The 20,233-nt window shown below is 56.4% G+C and carries 22 protein-coding genes; 15 read left to right on the plus strand and 7 right to left on the minus strand.

Annotated elements, in window-relative coordinates:
• Positions 1-167: 167 nt before the first annotated feature.
• The gene (locus FDK21_RS11985; RefSeq protein WP_138148696.1) at positions 168-821 is read left to right on the plus strand and encodes an HAD-IA family hydrolase; all 654 of its coding nucleotides are present in this window, start codon (positions 168-170) and stop codon (positions 819-821) included.
• Here FDK21_RS11985 and FDK21_RS11990 read toward each other — a convergent pair.
• Both FDK21_RS11990 and FDK21_RS11995 read right to left on the minus strand, forming a co-directional pair.
• The gene (locus FDK21_RS11990; RefSeq protein WP_138148697.1) at positions 806-1,657 is read right to left on the minus strand and encodes a hypothetical protein; all 852 of its coding nucleotides are present in this window, start codon (positions 1,655-1,657) and stop codon (positions 806-808) included. The genes FDK21_RS11985 and FDK21_RS11990 overlap by 16 nt on opposite strands.
• Positions 1,658-1,812: 155 nt before the next feature.
• Positions 1,813-2,787 (minus strand): DnaJ C-terminal domain-containing protein, encoded by a 975-nt coding sequence (locus FDK21_RS11995; RefSeq protein WP_138148698.1) that lies wholly within the window; start codon positions 2,785-2,787, stop codon positions 1,813-1,815.
• 317 nt (positions 2,788-3,104) lie between these two features.
• Between FDK21_RS11995 and FDK21_RS12000 the strand changes: the two genes are divergently transcribed.
• Positions 3,105-4,157, plus strand: a complete 1,053-nt coding sequence (locus FDK21_RS12000) for a M20/M25/M40 family metallo-hydrolase (RefSeq protein ID WP_138148699.1) — start codon at positions 3,105-3,107, stop codon at positions 4,155-4,157.
• An 84-nt stretch (positions 4,158-4,241) separates the two neighbouring features.
• Here FDK21_RS12000 and FDK21_RS12005 read toward each other — a convergent pair whose 3' ends face one another.
• Both FDK21_RS12005 and FDK21_RS12010 read right to left on the minus strand, forming a co-directional pair.
• Positions 4,242-4,811 carry a DUF805 domain-containing protein gene (locus FDK21_RS12005; protein WP_138148700.1) on the minus strand — a complete coding sequence of 190 codons (570 nt, stop codon included), beginning with the start codon at positions 4,809-4,811 and terminating at the stop codon, positions 4,242-4,244.
• A 391-nt stretch (positions 4,812-5,202) separates the two neighbouring features.
• Positions 5,203-6,051, minus strand: a complete 849-nt coding sequence (locus tag FDK21_RS12010; protein ID WP_246657575.1) for a glutaminase — start codon at positions 6,049-6,051, stop codon at positions 5,203-5,205.
• A gap of 170 nt (positions 6,052-6,221) precedes the next feature.
• Between FDK21_RS12010 and FDK21_RS12015 the strand changes: the two genes are divergently transcribed.
• Both FDK21_RS12015 and FDK21_RS12020 read left to right on the plus strand, forming a co-directional pair.
• On the plus strand, positions 6,222-6,680 hold the full coding sequence (locus FDK21_RS12015) for a CidA/LrgA family protein (protein ID WP_246657560.1): 459 nt from the start codon (positions 6,222-6,224) through the stop codon (positions 6,678-6,680).
• On the plus strand, positions 6,677-7,393 hold the full coding sequence (locus tag FDK21_RS12020) for an LrgB family protein (RefSeq protein WP_138148702.1): 717 nt from the start codon (positions 6,677-6,679) through the stop codon (positions 7,391-7,393). Before FDK21_RS12015 ends, FDK21_RS12020 begins: the two co-directional genes overlap by 4 nt.
• 20 nt (positions 7,394-7,413) lie before the next feature.
• On the opposite strand, the gene dxs is transcribed toward FDK21_RS12020, so the two are convergent.
• Positions 7,414-9,333, minus strand: a complete 1,920-nt coding sequence (gene dxs, locus FDK21_RS12025; protein ID WP_114010418.1) for a 1-deoxy-D-xylulose-5-phosphate synthase — start codon at positions 9,331-9,333, stop codon at positions 7,414-7,416.
• A 360-nt stretch (positions 9,334-9,693) separates the two neighbouring features.
• On the opposite strand from dxs, the gene FDK21_RS12030 reads away from it, so the two are divergent.
• The 6 genes from FDK21_RS12030 to FDK21_RS12050 all read left to right on the plus strand — a co-directional run bounded on the left by FDK21_RS12030 (position 9,694) and on the right by FDK21_RS12050 (position 13,301).
• On the plus strand, positions 9,694-10,065 hold the full coding sequence (locus FDK21_RS12030) for a DUF4189 domain-containing protein (RefSeq protein WP_114009944.1): 372 nt from the start codon (positions 9,694-9,696) through the stop codon (positions 10,063-10,065).
• 113 nt (positions 10,066-10,178) lie between these two features.
• Entirely contained in the window at positions 10,179-10,622 is a 444-nt protein-coding gene (locus FDK21_RS12035) for a VOC family protein (RefSeq protein WP_114009943.1), read from the plus strand.
• 197 nt (positions 10,623-10,819) lie between these two features.
• Positions 10,820-11,455, plus strand: a complete 636-nt coding sequence (locus tag FDK21_RS12040) for a LysE family translocator (protein WP_138148703.1) — start codon at positions 10,820-10,822, stop codon at positions 11,453-11,455.
• A gap of 175 nt (positions 11,456-11,630) precedes the next feature.
• Positions 11,631-12,251, plus strand: coding sequence for an SCO family protein (locus tag FDK21_RS12045; protein ID WP_114009941.1), 621 nt, complete (start codon positions 11,631-11,633; stop codon positions 12,249-12,251).
• An 86-nt stretch (positions 12,252-12,337) separates the two neighbouring features.
• Positions 12,338-12,505 carry a hypothetical protein gene (locus FDK21_RS20640; RefSeq protein WP_157967680.1) on the plus strand — a complete coding sequence of 56 codons (168 nt, stop codon included), beginning with the start codon at positions 12,338-12,340 and terminating at the stop codon, positions 12,503-12,505.
• A gap of 37 nt (positions 12,506-12,542) precedes the next feature.
• Positions 12,543-13,301, plus strand: coding sequence for a TlyA family RNA methyltransferase (locus FDK21_RS12050; protein WP_138148704.1), 759 nt, complete (start codon positions 12,543-12,545; stop codon positions 13,299-13,301).
• 6 nt (positions 13,302-13,307) lie between these two features.
• On the opposite strand, the gene ubiA is transcribed toward FDK21_RS12050, so the two are convergent.
• Complete coding sequence (ubiA, locus tag FDK21_RS12055) at positions 13,308-14,279, minus strand: 4-hydroxybenzoate octaprenyltransferase (protein WP_246657561.1); 972 nt, start codon at positions 14,277-14,279, stop codon at positions 13,308-13,310.
• Between the two features lie 318 nt (positions 14,280-14,597).
• Here ubiA and purD point away from each other — a divergent pair, with 318 nt between their 5' ends.
• A complete protein-coding gene (gene purD / locus FDK21_RS12060; protein ID WP_114009938.1) occupies positions 14,598-15,893 on the plus strand; it encodes a phosphoribosylamine--glycine ligase in 1,296 nt (431 codons plus the stop codon).
• Between the two features lie 85 nt (positions 15,894-15,978).
• Here the strand turns inward: purD and FDK21_RS12065 are convergent, their stop codons facing one another.
• The gene (locus FDK21_RS12065) at positions 15,979-16,914 is read right to left on the minus strand and encodes a FecR family protein (protein ID WP_171022057.1); all 936 of its coding nucleotides are present in this window, start codon (positions 16,912-16,914) and stop codon (positions 15,979-15,981) included.
• A gap of 420 nt (positions 16,915-17,334) precedes the next feature.
• On the opposite strand from FDK21_RS12065, the gene FDK21_RS12070 reads away from it, so the two are divergent.
• The 4 genes from FDK21_RS12070 (at position 17,335) to FDK21_RS12085 (ending at position 20,219) form a co-directional block, all read left to right on the plus strand.
• Positions 17,335-18,573: a class I SAM-dependent RNA methyltransferase gene (locus FDK21_RS12070; protein WP_114010416.1), complete on the plus strand. Its 1,239-nt coding sequence runs from the start codon at positions 17,335-17,337 to the stop codon at positions 18,571-18,573.
• Positions 18,574-18,710: 137 nt separating this feature from the next.
• The gene (locus FDK21_RS12075) at positions 18,711-19,007 is read left to right on the plus strand and encodes a hypothetical protein (protein ID WP_114009936.1); all 297 of its coding nucleotides are present in this window, start codon (positions 18,711-18,713) and stop codon (positions 19,005-19,007) included.
• A gap of 175 nt (positions 19,008-19,182) precedes the next feature.
• Positions 19,183-19,551: a hypothetical protein gene (locus tag FDK21_RS20785; RefSeq protein WP_210238764.1), complete on the plus strand. Its 369-nt coding sequence runs from the start codon at positions 19,183-19,185 to the stop codon at positions 19,549-19,551.
• 173 nt (positions 19,552-19,724) lie between these two features.
• The gene (locus FDK21_RS12085) at positions 19,725-20,219 is read left to right on the plus strand and encodes an SRPBCC domain-containing protein (RefSeq protein WP_171022058.1); all 495 of its coding nucleotides are present in this window, start codon (positions 19,725-19,727) and stop codon (positions 20,217-20,219) included.
• The last annotated feature ends 14 nt before the right edge of the window (positions 20,220-20,233 follow it).

Genomic DNA, 20,233 nt, shown 5'->3' on the forward strand with positions numbered 1-20,233 from the left:
CTCACTTTGTTCCGCGTGGCATTGAGGGTTGAAGATTAATGATGCCCGAACCTTACCCGCATGCATCTATCACTGGCCAATCACGACCGGTTGACTTTGATCACGACATCATGAACAGAGCGTGAGGTGTGAATAGAAGGCACATCACAGGCTGACAGGAGCTGCGAATGACACTGGACATCAACCGGATCGAATGCCTGATTTTCGATCTTGATGGCACCCTCGTCGACAGCGAGGTTTTGTGCCAACAGGCCCATTGCGATGTGGTACCGGACCTCGACTGGGACGCTGCCTATTTGATCAACCATTATCGGGGCATCAAGCTGGTGGATATCGTCCGGGCGATCGAAGACCGGATCGGGCAATCACTGGGCGCAGATTATGAACTTCGCTATCGCGCACGGGTGGCCGAGCTGTTTGACAGCCAGTTGCAAGCCTTCCCCGATGTGACGGAAACGGTCAAGGCACTTGATCTCCCGCGCTGTATCGCGTCATCAGGCCCGTTGAATAAGATGCGCCATTCGCTGGGGCTGACAGGCCTGTTGCCCTTGTTCGAGCCGCATTTGTTCAGCTCCTATGCCATTGACAGCTGGAAGCCGGAGCCGGATCTGTTTCTGCATGCGGCCGAGGCGATGGGCGTTGCGCCAGAGGCCTGTCTGGTGATTGAGGATAGCGGTCCCGGCATTGAGGCGGCCAAGGCGGCAGGCATGCAATATCTGCTGCATTGCCCGGACGGCCATCAGCCACCCAAAGGCTATGACGGGCCGCATTTTTCGCACTATGCTTCCTTTCCCCTGCTGGGGCCTCACTCACAGGTCTGATCAGTCAGGCCACCTGTGAAAAGGCTTTTGGGGTGGTTGAGCAGAGACTTGCCTTCCATGTCGCCGACATTGAGAATATCGACGGCAATGGCAAGAGAAGCCGGAACCAAGTCGGCGGGGACCGATGAGACCGTGATCCGCACCGTTCGTTGTTCGCCGGGTTTCAATCCACCCCGTAATGTACGGGACATTTCCTTTTGCGTGAAAGGCAGGCGACGCCCTTCTGTGGTGATGACATAGCTGAAAGCCAGTGAGCCGATGGGCCAACGAAGGCCGTTGGTCAATGTTAGCTCCAGATCGTCATAAAGCCCTTCTTTCCGCACGAAATGCACAGCAAGCGGGATTTTGTCACTCAGGCATTGACGCACCGCGATCAGATGCTGTTCGAGCTGCTCTTGGCGCTTTTCCGCCTCGGCATCCAGCGCAGCGATGCGCTCGAATGGATTTGGCTGCTTGTTGCGGGCAACGGAGGATTCGGCATTCTCGTTTGTGGGGGCGGGAACGGAGGGCTGTCTCTCTCCAGCGGCCATCACAGCGCCCAGCGACGTGCCATCCAGTGTCACATGGGCGGCATCCAGTGCCATCGGCAGGAAAGGCGCGGCCTCTTGGGCAGTCATTCCATGGGTCAGCGGGAAATCACTCAGGATCAGGGCATTCAACCCGCGCCGGAAGATTACCCGTTCGTCTTCGGACAAAAGGCGCGACAAGGCCTTGATGGAGCGGAAAAAGGAATCGCGTGAAAATCCATTGATCGGCTCCTTGGGGTTCCAACCTTCAGCCAAGGCCGATCCGGTCAGAAACCATGTTGCCAAACCGGCTAGTATCAATTTCCGCATGCGCTCCCCCTGCCCTGATCTTGGGCTTTCTGTTTGAGGGCCACTAAAGCAGAAAGGCAGGGATCTGTCACTTGAGCATGGTCAAGAGGCGGAGCGTGGAGCAACAAAAAACGGCCCCGAAGGGCCGCTTGGTCTGGTCAATGCACTCGATCCAATCACCCGAAATCCGGTCCGCGTGGGCGGTAGGTGTTGGTGTCCTGCCAATCTTCCATCAGGGTGCGCAAGCCCGGATCGGAGCCTTCGGGCAGAATGATCTTGGCCGTGACAAACAAGTCTCCCCGGTTGCCATCACGGTCCGGCAGGCCCTTGCCTTTCAGGCGCATCGATTTGCCCGAACTCATGCCTGCAGGCACCTTGATCTCCACCTTGCCTTCCAGCGTCGGGATGCGGATCCGTGCACCGAGCACCGCTTCATAAAGGGTCAATGGCAGGTCAAGGCGGATATTCTGATCCTCAACTTTGAACAGCCTGTGCGGCAGGATCTCGATGGTCACCAGAGCGTCGCCAGCCGGACCGGTGCGGGACTCAAAGCCCTGCCCTTTCATGCGGATGGTCTGGCCGTCCTTGACGCCGTTGGGCACCTTCATGTCGAGGCTCTTACCGGTGGGCAGATGCACCCGGCGTTTGTCATCCGAAACAAGGTCTTCAAGGCTCACAGACAATTTGGCTTCGGCATCCTGCCCCTTTTGTGGCTGGGCACGCTGGCGTGTGCCTCCAAACGGGTCATTTCGGGCACCTGTGCCAAAGGGGCTGCCGCCTGGACGACCGCCGCCCATATTGCCGAAAATCTCATTGAGAATGTCTTCTGCCGCGCCGCCGCCAAAGCCGCCGCCTGTCGCATTGCCAAAGGGATTGCCGCGACCGCCGAACGGATCACCACCGCCGCCGCCAAAGCCCTGAAACCGTTCTTTGCCTTCGGCATCGATTTCGCCATTGTCAAAACGGGTGCGTTTTTCCTTGTCGCCGACAATCTCGTAGGCCTGATTGACTTCAGAAAATTTTTCCTGTGCCTTCGGGTCGTTTTTGTTCTGATCCGGGTGATATTGCTTGGCAAGCTTGCGAAAGGCGCTTTTGATCTCACGCTCGCTCGCCGACCTTGGCACCCCAAGAACGCTATATGGATCTCTCATGTCTTTCCTCACCCCCACCATCCAGCCCGGTTGGCACCTGATGGCAGTGTCTATGGTTGCGTGATGCAAGCCGGTCACGGCGCCCGTCGGCGGCCTTCAGAAATCTTCTGGCCGAACTTGCAGTCAAGGTCAAATGCCCTTCACCCGACCCTTACGCTCGCCATCCATCAGCGACCATTCGATCCGGTGAAAAGCAGCACAGCGACGGCCACAGTCCTTCAACAAGCAACCGCGGGCGAATCCGTCACGCTGTTCTTTTCATGTCACCCCTGATATAGAGAGTTCCAACGCAAATTTCCATAGGATTGCTAGAAACCATGAATATCGATCTTCTTCGCCGTCTTTGCGAAACGCCGGGTGTTCCGGGTCGTGAACATCGGGTCCGTGCCCTGATTGAGTCTGAAATTGAAGGCTTGTTCGATGAGACCTATGTCGACCCGATGGGGTCGCTGATCTGCACCCGCTATCCGACCGCAGATCTGCCGGACGATTCGGAAGCGGAACGCATTCTGCTGCTCTGCCATATGGATGAGATTGGGTTCCTGGTCAGCCATGTGTCCGACAAGGGCTTTTTGCATATCGACCCGGTCGGGGGATTTGATCCACGCACCCTGTTTGCCCGCCGCGTGCTCGTCTGCACCAAGGATGGCGACTATAAAGGCGTGATGAATGCGGGCGGCAAGGCTTTGCATATCTCATCCCCAGAAGAGCGCAAGAAGCTGCCGGAAGTGACAGACTTCATCGTCGATCTGGGCATGGGCGAAGAGGCCAAGAACAAGGTCAAGGTTGGCGATTACATCGTCATGGACGAGCCGCTGCTCGATCTCGACAAGAAAGTCGTCTCCAAGGCGCTCGACAACCGCATTGCCTGCTGGCTTGGCATCGAAGCCATCCGCCAGATGGTGGAAGCAGACGTCAAGCATGCTTGTGAGATCGTGGTTGCCTTCACCGCACAGGAAGAAGTGGGTCTGCGCGGCGCACGCACCGCATCCTTCGGCGTTGCTCCGGACATTGCCCTCGGCATTGACACGACGCTGGCCTGTGACACGCCGGGCACCCCGGAAAAAGACACCGTCACCGTTCAGGGCAAGGGCTTTGGCCTGCATGTGAAGGACGGCTCCTTCATCGCCGATATTGATCTGGTGGAAGAAATCGAAGCCTTGGCCGAAGACAAAGGCATTGCTTGCCAGCGCACGATCCTTGCCCGAGGCGGTCAGGATGGGGCGGCTGGTCAGCAGGCTGGGTCTGGCGCCCGTGCCATCGGCATCGTGGTCGGCACCCGCTATATCCATACGGTCACCGAGATGATCGAAAAAGACGATCTGATTGCCGCCCGCGATATCATCGCGGCTTATCTCGGCAGCAAGTAAGCTTTGCACCTTTGGGGCAAATGAATGCGAAAAGGGGAGCGTGGCTCCCCTTTTTTATGCCCTGATGGATGATCTGATTGAACCTTAAATTGCGCCACGGCGACCAAAGCTGGTGCGCGGCTGCCCCCCTCCGATCGAAACCGGCCTGCGGCCCGTCTGACGCAGGCTTCTTTTGCCATAGTCGTGGGGAGATGGCGCCGACGGAATGGCTTTTACAAACCGGGAGTCTGGATCGCTCGTCTCCTCAACCTGCGGCTCATAGCGTGCCTTCAGAGCATCAAGATCCCGTTGAATATTCATCGGCCTCTGGACCGGATCGCCTTCTTCGATGCCGCAGAAATAGAGCATCAGAGGGACACCGATGACCGGCACCTGAAAGATCAACCACCACCAGCCGGTGCGCCCCGTATTGCGCAGGCGATTGACGCAGGAACAGAAATTCATATAGATCGCGACGATCGCCAGTACACTTGCAGCAACAACGCCAAACAGCGATGAGAAGGCTTCAGCGATGCCATCGCCCATTCGCAATGCGGCAAGCAGAAAGTAGAAGGCTGCTGCCAACAGGGCAAAAATCACCCAAATCACCGATTGATATGTCCACCAGGACTTGCGGGAAATCTCGCCATAAAAGGGATTGAACAATGCAAACATGGGTCGTTTCTCGGTGGGAGTGGCCTGATCCAGCCAACAACCTAAAGGAGAATCGTTAAATCCGGTTCAAACGAATTGCTTAACGTTTCCTTACCTGTGGTTTTGACTTGGCCGCGGCTTTTGAGAAAGCGATTCAATCTGAATCCACGATAGGGTGGCCCTTCAGACTTTGAATCAATCTCTCTAGGCTTTGCTTTAAGAGTCCGGAATCATGAGTCATTTGAATCACTTGCCCTGCGCTTCTGAAGCGATATACCGCATTGTTAAAGTTCTTGTTAACCATGTTTCTGAAACACGCCCACCGAAGTGAACACACCTGAAATCAGGTTAAGACTCCTCCCCTCGCACGATGCAAGGAGCGCGTGTGGCCTCTCTTCACCGCGAGACCAGATCATCCAAACACACCCCAGTCCCAGTCGCGCGACAGCCGCTCAGCGGCCCACGTTCCCATTTTGGAATTGCCCTGTTCGTTGAGCCCCGGCGACCAGATGGCAATCGCGCCCTTGCGTGGGGCGATGATCAACAAGCCGCCACCGACACCGGATTTCGACGGCAGGCCGACGCGATAAGCAAACTCCCCTGACCCGTCATATTGGCCACAGGTCATCATCAACGCATTCAATGAGCGGACCTTGGACGGGGCAATCAGCCGGGGCGCATCGGCCAACCCCGCCAAAAACCGTCCGGCCCGCGCCAACTGGATGGTGGTCATCTGGATGGCGCATTGGTGGTAATAGACACCCAAAGTGAAGTCCGGCTCATTGAGCAGATTGTCATAGGAACGCAGATAGTGGGCGAGTGCCAGATTGCGATAGCCGGTGGCTTTTTCGGACGCGGCAACTTTCTTGTTGATGTGAATGTCATCATCCTCGGCAGCGTTGCGCACGAACTGGATGATCTCGGACAGGGTCTCTTTTGGGGCATGGCCGGACAGCAATGCATCGGTGGTGACGATGGCGCCAGCATTGATGAAGGGATTGCGCGGCTTGCCCTTCTCCTGTTCCAGACGAATGATGGAATCGAACGGATTGCCGGATGGCTCGCGCCCCACCCGTTTCCACAGACTGTCGCCAATGCGCCCCAACGCAATCGACAAGGTGAAGACCTTGGAAATGGATTGTATCGAGAAGCCGGTGTCGCAATCGCCAGACGACAGGACATGACCGTCTTCCAGCGCCACCGAAATGGCAAATTGTTCGCGCTTGATGTGGGCAAGCTCTGGGATATAGTCGGCAACCATGCCCCAATAATCTGGATGGGCGGCGCCTCGCTCATGCGCTTCACCGACGAGCGCCTGCAAGTAGCTTTCGCTGATCCTGTTGCCCATATCAGTGGCTTCCCCCCTTGATCTTGCCTTTGCCATTTCGACGGCTCAAAACCCATCTGGCGCTTTCCGCTCAGACCTGATCTGTGTTAGGCCTGCGAAAGACCAATGGCAAGAGCTGGCGAGCACTTTATGGTGCAGACAGCTTTGCCCACATGATGCGCGCAGGAGGTATCGATTTGCTGTTCGCCCTGACACTCATTTTCCTTTGCCAATTGCTTGGCGAAAGCATCGTCACCCTGCTTGACCTGCCGGTGCCCGGCCCGGTGGTGGGGATGGCCCTTTTGTTTGTTGGCCTTTCCATCAAAGGCGGGATACCAGCCGACATCGCCATGGTTGGAGACAATCTGTTGAAGCATCTCTCCTTGCTGTTCATTCCGGCGGGTGTCGGGGTGATGCTGCATGCGGAGCTGTTGCGGACGGAGCTGCTGCCCATCTCCGTTGCGTTGCTGGTCAGCACCCTGCTCGCTATTGCGGTAACAGGGCTGATGATGCGCTGGCTGATGAAGGATGGCAAATCGGACACGCAGGAGACAAGTCAATGAGCGACCTTTCTTCCCTTTGGGTCTATCTCAGTGCCAGCCCGTTGTTTCATCTCACTCTCACGCTGGTTGCCTATCTGTTGGGGCTGACGCTCTACCAGAAAGCCGGCATGACGCCCTTGCTCAATCCGGTGCTGCTGGCGATCCTGATTGTGGTGGCGGTGTTGGCCCTGTCTGGCACACCCTATGAGCGGTATTTCGATGGGGCGAAGTTTGTCCATTTTTTGCTTGGCCCGGCAACGGTGGCGTTGGCCATCCCGCTCTATCGACAATTTGACAAAGTGCGACGCTCCGGTCTCGCGCTGATGGTCAGCCTGCTGAGCGGCTCCTTTGTGGCGGCCAGCACCGCGGTTCTGATTGCTTGGGCCTTGGGGGGATCGGAGCAGTCCTTTCTTTCGCTGGCACCCAAATCTGTCACCGCGCCGGTGGCGATGGGCATCACCAAGGAGCTGGGTGGCTTGCCCTCGCTGACTGCGGTTCTGGTGATTACCACCGGGATTATCGGGGCGATCCTCGGGCCTTATGTGCTGAATTTCGTGGGGGTAAAGAGCTGGGCGGCCCGCGGCGTGGCCATGGGCACGGCCAGCCATGGCATCGGCACGGCGCGTGCCCTGCAGGTCAATGAGGAAGCAGGTGCTTTCTCTGGCCTTGCCATGGGGCTGAATGCACTGGCGACAGCCATTTTGCTGCCGCTCATATGGTTTTGGCTATTCTAAAGCACTGAGGCAACAGTGCCTCAGGCAATCTCGCCCGCTTCCAGCGCTTCGTTGATATCCCGGCCCAGAGCCTCGAAAACAGAGCGGACAATCCCGTCAGCATCCAGATTGCTGTCGGCATACATGGCGTCCGGTTTGCCGTGGTCGGTATATTTGTCGGCCATCGTCAGGGAGCGGATCTTGAGATCGGTGTCGAGCGCACCTTCATTGGCCAGCAAATGCAGCACCTGTGAGCCGAAGCCGCCAGCGACACCTTCCTCAACGGTGATCAGCATTTCATGCTCGCCCGCCAATTTGAGGATCATGTCTTTGTCAAGTGGCTTGGCAAAGCGGGCGTCGGCGACCGTGGTGCTGAGCCCAAAGCCATCAAGGCGTTCCGCCGCCTTCAGGCTTTCGGCAAGGCGGGTGCCGAAGGAGAGAATGGCAACCTTGCCCCCTTCCTTGACGATCCGACCCTTGCCAATGGCGAGCGGCACGCCTTCCTCTGGCATATCAACGCCCACGCCTTCACCACGGGGATAGCGGAAGGCAATCGGGCCATCATCATGGGCGGCGGCAGTCGCGACCATATGCACCAATTCGGCCTCGTCTGCTGCGGCCATCACCACCATGTTGGGCAGCGAAGCGAGGAACCCGACATCGAAGGAGCCTGCATGGGTTGGCCCGTCAGCGCCGACAAAGCCTGCCCGGTCAATCGGAAAGCGAACGGGCAAATTCTGGATTGCCACGTCATGAACGACCTGATCATAGGCACGCTGCAGGAAGGTGGAATAGATGGCACAGAAAGGCTTGTAGCCTTCACAGGCCATACCTGCGGCAAAGGTCACGGCATGTTGCTCGGCGATGCCGACATCAAAGGTCCGGTCCGGGAAGTCTTTCTCGAAAATGTCGACGCCGGTGCCGCTTGGCATGGCGGCGGTGATGGCGACAATCTTGTCATCCTTGTGGGCTTCCTTGGTCAGGCTGGAGCCAAACACCTTGGTGTAGCTTGGTGCATTGCTCGGGGCTTTGACCTGCGCGCCCGTCACCACATCGAATTTCGAGACGCCGTGATATTTGTCGCTGGCATTCTCGGCTGGCTCATAGCCCTTGCCTTTTTGGGTGACGACATGGACCAGCAATGGTCCCTTTTCGCTGTCGCGGACATTCTTCAGGATTGGCAGAAGATGATCGAGATTGTGGCCGTCAATCGGGCCGACATAATAGAAACCAAGCTCTTCAAACAGGGTACCACCGGTGAAGAAGGCGCGGCCGAATTCGTCCATTCTCTGCGCTTTTTCCTTGAAGAATCGCGGCAGCGAATAGGCCATCTGCTTGGCGGCATCACGCAACGACAGGAAGGTCTTGCCCGAAATCAACCGAGCCAGATAGGCACTCATCGCGCCAGTTGGCGGGGCGATGGACATGTCATTGTCATTGAGAATGACGATCAGGCGGCTGTCGAGGGCGCCTGCATTGTTCATGGCTTCGTACGCCATGCCGGCACTCATGGCACCATCGCCGATCACGGCAATCACATTGCGCTCGGTGCCTTCCAGATCGGAGGCGACCTGCATGCCCAGACCAGCGGAAATCGAGGTTGAACTGTGGCCTGCACCGAAGGGGTCAAACTCGCTCTCGGCCCGCTTGGTAAAACCGGACAGACCCTTTGGTTGGCGCAGGGTGCGCATGCGGTCCCGGCGTCCGGTCAGGATCTTGTGAGGATAGGCCTGATGACCAACATCCCAGATCACGCGATCATGGGGCGTGTTGAACACATGATGCAAAGCGACGGTCAGTTCCACCACACCAAGCCCTGCCCCCAGATGACCACCAGTGACGGAGACCGCATCGATCATCTCGGTCCGGACGTCATCAGCCAGCTGCTTCAATCCAGCCATATCAAGGGATCGCACATCATCAATCGTTGAGATGGCATCAAGTGTTGGTGTTTTGGACACTGGTTTCACCTGTCTCTGTTTTTCGCTGTCCCTGACACAAGTCGGCCTAGGCCGTCAGAGACCGTCTCTTACATGTCCATTGCCTGGCTTCGGATCAAGCGCTGCTGGTTCGCAATCTGTCTTCCCTGATACGAAATAGCCCCAAAGCGGGACCAATTTATGATCTTACAAGCCTTTTTTCAGGCGCGTCAGAAAGCAATGTCTCTAATCGGACAGGTCTATACTGATTATGCCGTCAGGGCAAGATGATGGCCTCTCGCCAAATGGTCGCGAACCCACTCGACTATATCTTGAGTCGCCACTTACCAATTTGTGCGGTAATATAGTATATATTCCTAATATTGGATTGGAAGGAACCAGATGATGAAACCAGTATTCCTTACCCTGATTGCAACTTTTTTAACATTTACCTCACCACAAACAGCTGATGCCAGAGACTATTTTGGTGCCATCGCCGTGGCCCCGAATGGTGCCTATGGCATTTCATGGGACTATTCGACACGCGGGGCTGCGACCAACCGCGCAATGAATGAATGCCGTAACCGCGCACGCGGATGTCGATCAGCCCTGTGGTTTCGCAATGCCTGCGGAGCACTGGCAATGAATGACTATAATGATTGGGCAACCGCATGGGGTTCCAATCGCGGTGTCGCTCAGAATATCGCCCTGAGAAACTGCAACAACCGCTTTGGTGGCTGCTATATTAAACGCTGGGCCTGTACCTCGCGATAATTGTTTGCCATCGCCTCGATAGCACATCGCCCGCCTTGACAAGTGTGCACAAGGCGGGCACTGTACAAGGAACATTTAGTGAACATTGCTCTATCCATTCAACAGGTTTTTCCATGACAACCACAGCATTCGAAGACGACATCCCCTCGATCATGTCGCACACATCGATTGGGGTCAGCGACTATACGAAGTCCCGTGCTTTTTATGAGGCGGTGTTGGCGACCATCGGTGCCAAGATCATAATGGAAGTCGATGAGGACGGCATGAAAGCGGCTGCCTTTGGTAAGTATTTTCCTGAATTCTGGGTTCAGATTCCCCATGACCGTCAAGCGCCCAGCGTTGGCAATGGCACCCATTTCGGTTTTCTTGCCCCCAGCAATGCGGCCGTGCATGCCTTCTGGGACAAGGCCATCGAACTGGGAGCCAGCCCCGATGGAGAACCCGGCCCGCGGCCGCATTATGGAGAGGCCTATTATGGCTGCTTCGTTCGAGATCCGGATGGGCACAAGATTGAGGCCATGGCGTGGAATGCTTCCCCTAACGAAGGGCATGATTGACGATACCGCACTCGATGAGGATACAGGCAAGGATGTAGGATAGAGGCGGTGATGGCTTGACACCCAGCCACACTTGCCTGAAGCAGAGGCAGACGCTAAGCTCTGCCTCTCTTCGGCCTTGGCCACAACCCAAGGCGTCCTGCCCGCCTCCCTCTTCCATTGCCCTTCTTCTTCCATTGCATTGGTATCCTGCAAGCATGTTTGACCATTTCCCTTTTGTCTCGGTGTTTCTGGCATTGGCGGCCCTGACGCTGACACCGGGACTTGATACAGTGTTGGTGTTGCGCAATGCAGCCCGTGGCGGCGTGCAAGCGGGCGTCTTGACCACTTTGGGCATCTGTTCGGGCCTGTTTGTGCATGGGACAATTTCAGCACTTGGCCTATCGCTGATCCTGTTGCAATCGGCGAGCCTGTTTGGATGGATGAAGTTTGCCGGGGCCCTGTTCCTGATCTATCTGGGGGCACAGTCGCTTTTGGCCGCATGGCGTGGGGAAACGCTGGTGGTCGAAACCTCTGGCACCTCGAAATTGACAGGTCTGCGTGCCTTTCGCGACGGTTTCTTCACCAACCTGCTCAATCCCAAGCTGATTGTTTTCTATATGCTGTTTCTGCCGCAGTTTATCGACCCTGCCTCTGCGGCGCTACCACAAGCTCTGCTTGTTGCGGCCATCCATTTCTTGCTGGGCATGATCTGGCTGTCAGGTCTTGCAGCTGCAGTCCACGGGGCGCGGCGTGTCTTTGCCCGACCTTTGATGTCGCGATTGCTCAATGGTTGTGCGGGTATTCTGCTGATCGGCTTTGGAGGGCAACTTGCCGTCTTTGAACGGCCTTAATGCGCCGCTATCTGATATGGCGTCAATGGATCAGGATCCGGCCTCGCTGGAATTTGCCAGCAGCACCAGATCTGGGAACACACAGAATGGTGCATTGACAGGCATCGGGTGATGTGGTGAGACCGTGCCACATGCCCCAGTTGGCAAAGGCAACGAACAGAAGGAACAAACGAGAATGAAATTCGTCCGTTATGGCGCTTGGGCCCTCAGCGCCCTTCTGGCACTGGGCCTGGCCTTTATGATGATCGACTGGTATCAGCAGGAACTGACCGTTCAAAAGACTCAGGCTGGTCAAACCACGGCTGCCGTCGGGGGCGATTTCACTCTGACCGATCACACGGGCAAGCAGGTGACTGCAGCGGACTTTTCCGACAAGCCTATGGCCATCTATTTTGGCTATACCTTCTGCCCCGACGTTTGTCCGACCACCCTTGCGGAAATGACCATGTGGGTGCAGGAGCTGGGAGAAGAGGCTGACAAGCTGAACTATCTTTTCATCACCGTTGACCCAGAGCGGGATGACCAGCAATCGATGGCAGACTATGCTGATGCCTTCTTTGAGCAATTGGTGGGTTTGCGCGGCACCCGTGAACAGACGGATGCTGTGGTCAAAGCCTATCGGGTCTATGCCCGCAAGGTGGAAGACGATCAGGCGGACAGCAATTATGTGATGGATCACACCGCTTCGGTCTTCCTGATGAAAAAAGGCAATGTCTTTTCCGGCACCATTGCTTATGGCGAGAGCCATGACAGTGCGGTCGGCAAACTGAGAAAACTGATTGCCAGCGCCGAGTGATCCTTTCCAACGCAGACATGGCCATGCGCATAGCTGGAGCGACTCTTGCCTCTATGCTATCATGTGCTGGCAAACAGGAGCAGGCCATGAATGACTTGAGCGAACAACAGCAGGCCGACGAAGTGAACCGGCTGATCTATTGGTCCGCAGGCATTCTGGCCGTGGTCGCGCTCGTTGGCATGGCTATCTGGTCTCGTGTCGGTATTGCGGTTTTCTACGACCGCATTGCCGGTGCCATCGCCAACTGTTTCTAACGCGACATATCCCTTTCTCGGCAGGTTCAGTAACATCATGAGCAAATCGCGGCTTGATCAGGCATTGGTGTCTCGTGGTCTGGTGCAAACCCGAGCTCGGGCTCGCGACGCCATCAAGCGCGGCTCAGTCAAGGTCAATGGCCTGTCTGCGACCAAGGCCAGCCAGATGGTCGGACTGGATGCGAAACTGACCTATGACGATCCGGCCGCCCGCTATGTGTCACGCGCCGCATTGAAACTGCTCCATGCGCTCGACCATTTTGCCTTTGATCCCATCGATCAGATCTGTGTTGATATTGGCGCTTCGACCGGTGGCTTTTGTCAGGTGCTGCTTGAACGCGGTGCCCGCAGTGTTTACGGGGTCGATGTCGGCCATGGTCAGATGCATAAGAGCTTGCAATCCCATCCGAGACTTCATGTGCTCGAAGGGGTCAATGCCCGCCATCTGGATCAAAGCCATGTGCCAGAGCCCTTCTCGGTGCTTGTCAGCGACGTGTCCTTCATTTCACTGAAGCTGGCGCTGCCCCCCGCCTTGAGCATGGCGTCGACTGGCTGCAAGGCTGCGTTGCTGGTCAAGCCGCAATTCGAGGTTGGCAAGGATGGCATTGGCAAGGGCGGGCTGGTGCGCGACCCTGCGGAAGGATTGCGGGCAGCGCAAGCCATTGCAGCATGGATCGACAGCGAAGAAGAGCAAGCCTGTCGCGGCTGGCGTGTGCTGGATATGGTCCCCTCCCCCATTTTGGGCGGAGACGGCAATGCGGAATTTCTGCTCGGCGCGATCAAGGACCGCTGTTAGGAAAGTCTAGACCAACAGCGCACCGACAAGACCGCCAAACAGCAACCAGCCAATCTGGGTATTGGAGCGGAACAGGTCGAGACATTGGGCAGAATTGTTGATGTCGAGTTTCCAGATCTGCCAGCCCATATGCGCGGCAGCGGCTATCAAGCCCAGATAAGCGGGCCATGCCACACCGGCAGCCACAAACGCCCCAGCCATCAGCAAAACCATGACCGCATAAAAACCGAGTAGCCATTGCTTGGTGTGATCGGCAAACAGCAAGGCGGTCGATTTTACACCGATCATGACATCGTCTTCTTTGTCCTGATGGGCATAAATGGTGTCAAAGCCGATGGTCCAGACGATGCCAGCGGCATACATCAGGACGGGCGCAAGAGACAATGAGCCATTGATCGCCGCCCAGCCCATCAAGGCTCCCCATGAGAAAGCCAGCCCCAACACCAGCTGTGGCCAGTGGGTGATGCGTTTCATGAAAGGATAAATCGCCACGACGCCCAGCGACGAGAAGCCGAGCAGGATCGAGAATTGATTGAATTGCAACAGCACGAACAAGCCGATCAGGGCCTGAAGGCCCAGCCAGAGCCAAGCCCGCATCCGGGTCGTCTGGTTGGCAGGCAAAGGACGGGAGCGGGTGCGCTCGACCTTTTGATCGATCTTGTGGTCGACCAGATCGTTATAGGTGCAACCAGCCCCGCGCATGGCCACGGCGCCAAGCCAGAATGCAAAGGCGTACCAAAGAATCTGCCAGACAGGGGGGAGCTGATCTGCGGGTTTGGTGGCCACGGCCAGTGTCAAAGACCACAGGCAGGGCCAGAGCAGAAGCCACCAACCGATGGGGCGCTCAAGCCGCGAAAGACGCGCATAGGGACGGAAGCCAAGCGGCAGAAATCGATCGACCCAATGGTCAGACACCGCGTCGGCCACACGACCATCGATCGTGCCTTTTTTCTCATTCATCGAGATATGCCCACTCATAGTCCTCTGTCCCGCCTCGTGCCATTTGTGGCCTTTGTTGTTCCTTTGTGGAGAGGTTTCGCCCATCGACAGCCTTGCGTCAACCGCAAGAATGCATCGGTAGACATATTGTGAAAACCATCAACGGACAATTTACCCCTGATTGATGCCACAAGGGGAGCGTTTGGATCGACAGGCAGACAAACTGCACAGATTGCCTCATCATGGACAGCAAATGCACGTCTTGCGGCTTGCTTTTGCCTGTCTTGAGCGTTAGCAGACAGGCAACAGCCTGAACTGCAACAAGCATCGGCTCTGCCTTTCGGAAAGGATTTTTTCATGTCTGATCGCCTCAATATTCTGCTCATCGGATCCGGTGGCCGCGAACATGCCCTCGCCTTCGGCCTGAAGAAATCGCCCAGATTGGGCAAACTCTATGTTGCACCGGGCAATGCTGGACTTTGGCAAATGGCCGAAAAAGCCGATGTCAGTGAAGCAGATCATGAGGCGGTTATCGCCTTCTGCAAGGACAAGAATATCGACTTTGTTGTTGTCGGCCCTGAAGCCCCCTTGGTGGATGGTCTGGTTGACAGCCTGACTTCTGCGGGCATCGAAGCCTTCGGTCCGTCCAAGGAAGCCGCCCAGCTGGAGGGGTCAAAAGGCTATACGAAAGATCTCTGCGCCGAGTTCAATATCCCGACCGCTGCCTATGCCCGTTTCACCGCAGAAAAGGACGCGCTGGCCTATCTGAAAACCCACCCGGCCCCGATCGTCATCAAGGCCGATGGTCTGGCCGCAGGCAAGGGTGTCACCGTTGCCATGAGCGATGCGGAAGCTGAGGCGGCGATCAAGGATTGCTTTGACGGCGCCTTTGGCGAGGCCGGTGCCGAAGTGGTGATTGAAGCCTTCCTGCAAGGGGAAGAGGCAAGCCTGTTTGCGCTATGTGACGGAGAAAGCGCTCTGTTGCTAGCCTCCGCTCAGGACCACAAGCCGGTTGGCGAAGGCGATACCGGCCCAAATACCGGTGGCATGGGGGCCTATACCCCGGCTCCCGTCATGACAGACACCCTGACGGATGCCGTGATGCAGCGGATCGTCGAGCCCACCATCAAGGGCATGGCCAGCCGTGGCGCTCCTTTCAAGGGCGTGCTGTTTGTCGGACTGATGATCACCGAGCAAGGCCCTGAACTGATCGAGTATAATGTCCGCTTTGGAGACCCGGAATGCCAGACCCTGATGATGCGTTTGGAAAGCGATCTGCTGGAGTTGCTGCTGGCCTCGGCGCGCGGCACGCTCAAAGGCATGACAACCAAATGGTCCGATGATGTGGTGATGAATGTGGTGCTGGCTTCCAAGGGCTATCCCGGATCGTATGAGAAAGGCACCGTGATCGAGGATCTAAGCGCAGCAGAAGCCCTTGACGGCGTGACCATCTTCCATGCAGGCACGGGCGAGAAGGAGGGTCAGTTGGTGGCCACAGGTGGCCGGGTGCTGAATGTCTGTGCCCGTGGCAAGAGTGTAACCGAAGCACAGGCGCTTGCTTACAAGGCAGTGGATGCGGTGCGATGGGAGAATGGTTTCTGCCGCCGCGATATTGGCTGGCGGGCCGTTGAGCGTGAACAGCAGGGCAGCTGATTGGCACGACAGTCCGATTGAAAGACAAAGCCCGCCGGGATGATCCGAGCGGGCTTTTTACGTTTGGCAATTTGTGCGGCAGATCTCAGAGCCGGGTTCGGGAGAGGTCGACCCGGAAGCGCTTGCGGCGATAGAGGATAAATCCGATCACACAGACCAGTGTCACTGCGGCCAGCAGCCCCAAAATCAGGAAGTGCAGCGTACCGTCGTTCTGAACTTTCTGGGCCAATGGCACCACCAAACCGGTGATCGAGCCAGTCACCGACTGAACGACCGCATTGATCATTCCGCCGACATAGAGCGTCATGGCAGCAATCATCCCGCCAATCATTGATACAATGCCTTGCGGCTCATCCATCACCGCTTGCGGCTGGTCCGCTGGATGAGAAGGCGAACTGCCTTGAACAATGTCTTCGCCACGATCAAAAAAGGCCATTTTGACCGCATGCTGGGTTTTGCGCCCCAGAGCAGTTAAATCCATCGAGATAGCCTGCCCGGCGGCAACGTCGAAGACTTCCTTTGCCAACTTGTTTGACACTTCGACGAGACCTTCATGAACGCGCACATCTGCCCATCCGCTGCCAAGCGATACGGTGAACTGGGTGCCCTTCACGGCGGCGACCATGTATGGAGTTTCGACCGAGAAATGCTTCGTGCTCTGCTTATCGACCGACAAATGGATTGTGCCACTCGTTTGCAGGATCCTGGTGTGGCTGGGATCTGTTTCTTGCAACAAAGGCAAAGACAGAACCGTGTTCGACCCAACCTGTATGCGCTGCTTGCCATGGACCAGTTGCAGGCGGGTTCTGTCAGAAGTGATCAGGGTTTGACCGGGAAACAACACCCGGTTGCGCATCAGTCGCATTTTTTCCCGGTTGGGTACCTCGATCCAAGCGTCCCCGCTGACCTTGCTGATCCGCCATGCGGTGTCAGACGCCTTGATGTCATCTTTGGCCCAGACTGGCTGTGTCAGGCAAAAAACAGCGCTTATCAATGCAGCGAGGAATGGAAATCTGGTCATGGTCGCGCCCCCTGTCGCCCACAGTGCTTTGCGCTGGCATCGCATATCAAGTCGGAACCCTGTTTCCGACCCGTTCCTGAACCTTTGGGCAACTTTTGCTTTACGTGCCCGCAAAGCTAGCAATCGAGGGTAAACCGGTGGTGAAAGTTAACCGCTTTATTTGGCTAATCCTGAATATTATTGTTTTGTGGTTCATCAAAGGTAAACAAGATGCGAAGGGGGATTGGGCCACACGGGCTCTTTGTATGCGTGTTTTCCACCTTCAACACCGCATCCATGCATATCGGCCATTTCCAACCGATCAACTGCCTGATACACAGCAAAGACTTGACTGCGCAGACAATCGCAGCTTCTTTGCCCAAGAGGACCAATGCACCACCCCTCTTTGAGCAAAACGACCTCCAAAAGGACCTTGGACCATTGACAGACCCCGTAGAAATCATCATTGACGACCTCGGCGCAAAAGGTGATGGCGTTGCCTATCACGATGGCAAGAGCCTTTATGTTCCCTTTGCGCTGGAAGGCGAGCGGGTGTTGGTTACTCCGATGGGGGAGCGGGGTGACCTAGAAGAGGTGATCGAGCCTTCTGTTGACCGGATTGAGCCGATTTGCCCTCTGTTTGGCACCTGTGGTGGATGCACCATGCAGCATATGGCCAAAGAGCCCTATGACAACTGGAAGCGCGACATTGTCCGCGAGGCCCTGTCTGCTCGTGGCTTTGATGATGTCGACATTCGTCCGACCATCACCACCGAGGCAGGTGGGCGTCGGCGTGCGGTACTGACCGCCCGGCTGATTGGAAGGCGGTTGCTGTTTGGCTATCATGAGACGCGTTCGAACCGGATTGTTGACATCGAGCATTGCCCGCTGTTGGCTGCTCCCCTGAATGCAATATTGCCAAAACTGGCTGGTTATTTGCCCCTCTTCATGACCAAGAAGGGCGAGGCGCGCATTACCCTTCTGGCCACCCGCTCCGGGGTGGATGTCTGTCTGGAAGATGTCAAAAACATGACCGGCGGCCCGGATTATCTCAAAGCAGTGGAAATGGCGGAAACACTCGACATTGCTCGGCTGTCTGCCAATGGCGATGTCTTGTTGGAGCGTCGTTCTCCCTTGCTCAAGATGGGCACCGCTGAAGTTTCCCCACCACCTGCTGCCTTTGTTCAGGCGGATCGCAAAGCGGAACTGGCAATGGTTGAACTGGCTATCAGGGCAATCGGTGACGCAAAAAAGGTGATTGATCTTTTTTGCGGCTCAGGCACATTCGCGCTGCGGTTGGCGCGCAAGGCAAAGATCTGGGCCTTGGAAGGCGATGAAGCAGCACTCAAGGCGCTTGAACGTGGCTGGCGCTTCGGGCAAGGCCTGAAGGATATCCAGATCGAGCGGCGCGACTTGTTCCGACGACCGGTTCTGGCGATGGAAATGAAGAAGTTCGATGCGGTCTTGTTCGACCCGCCACGGGCTGGGGCCAAAGCGCAGGCCGAGGAAATTGCCAAGTCGAAGGTTCCCGTCGTCGTGGCCGTCTCGTGCAATCCCGGCACATTGGCGCGGGATTTGCGCCTTCTGGTCGATGGCGGCTATCGACTTGATCATGTCACGCCGGTCGATCAGTTTCTCTTCTCGCATCACGTTGAATGTGTTGCAGTTCTACGCCGTTAGCAGAATATAGGACAATCTGGGGGCAGCCCGTCGCAACAGCTGAAATTGCGGCGGATGCCTTGATTGCGCCATTCTTCTTCTTATTTAACGAGATACCCGCAAGCACAGGCCTTAGGCTTTAGGAACGGACCGCTTTTATGCTCTATATGCGTCGAATCAAACGCTGGCTAATCATCACGATTGCGATCGTGCTGTTTCTGCTCGGCTTGGCGTCGGTCTGGACCCCCTTTCCCATTGGCGCGGTGTTGATGACCTTCGCGACGGTTTTGTTGATCACCAACAGCCGCAAGGGGCGCCAGATTGTCCGCAACATTCGCAGACGCTTTGTCTTTGTCGATGCGCGGATGGCATGGTTCGAGGCACGCAGCAAGATCAAGATGGTGCGCGTTCTCAAGACAACTCGCCCGCTGGAGCGACGGCTCGGGCCCAATTGATCCCTCGCCTGTATGGTGCCCCCTTCTGAAATGCCCGTTGGACCTGACCTGAGCGTCATCGAACTGTCTTCAAACTGTTACAGATGCCGCCTAATGGAAAGATCTGTGCAGCTTATTGCAGACGGATGACCTGACGCGGTCTGGTGGTTCGTGTCACTAACAAAGGAAGCGTTTCGTGATTGCCAATCTCAAGCACTGGGTCATCATGAGCTTCGCAATTCTTTGCCTGATTGGTGGTTTGGCCACGGTCTGGTTGCCAATTCCAACCGGAGTGCCTCTCTTGGCACTGGGCAGCTTTCTGGTGATTGCCAACAGTCGGATCGGGCGCAGTTATGCCCGAAGGTTGCGCAAGCATATCGGCTGGCTGGATTTGAGCGCGTTGTGGCTGGAAGAGCGGGCCGGGCGCACCTTTGGCCGTGTTCTGAAGACCACCCGCCCTCTGGTGACCCGCCACAGACAAAAAGCCCACCAGAAAGCCATCCGGAGTATACCGGCTGACGCAGCCCATACCATCAAGCATGACACCGAAGACGGGCCAGCCTAGACAGGACCAAAGTCCCCGGATCCTGCCGTTTTCGTCCCTGGCGGTCTGGCTTTGACGCTTTGTGAACCAGCTTTTTCTCCCATCAAGACCGACCATTGGCGTGTTGTGACAAATGCCGGAAAAGGGTAGCCTTCATGACCTATCCTCAGGCCGTGTTTTCAGCGAGGTCCCAGATGCTCAAACCAATTGTCAAGGTGATAGAAGTCCCGCTACGTCCTGCTCAAGCCTATGATGTCTTTGTCGATATCAACAGCTGGTGGCCGTTGCAGACACGGTCGATCTCATTCCATACAACCAACCTGCCAGCCAAACGGATCGATATTGACCCAAAGCCCGGCGGCGCGATTGTCGAGATCGGGGCGGATGACACACGCCATGTCTGGGGTGTCTTTGCAGACTGCGATGCCCCTGCCTCTCTCGAAATCGACTTTCATATGGGCCACCCCAAGGAACATGCCACCCATCTGGTAATTGCCTTCATCGATCTGGGCGATGAAGCGACGATGGTCAAGCTGGTTCACACGGGGTGGGAAAGCTATGGCGCGCTGTCGCATGTCATGCGCGAAGGGTACGAGAATGGGTGGGATGATATCTTCGTCAATGCCTATGCTTCGGCCTGCCTAAAAGGTGGGAATTCTGTGCACAGGCCCCGGTCAAACACGTACTAACCTTACCCATAGAC

It is taken from the genome of Cohaesibacter sp. CAU 1516 (assembly GCF_005771485.1).
Lineage (GTDB): Bacteria > Pseudomonadota > Alphaproteobacteria > Rhizobiales > Cohaesibacteraceae > Cohaesibacter > Cohaesibacter intestini.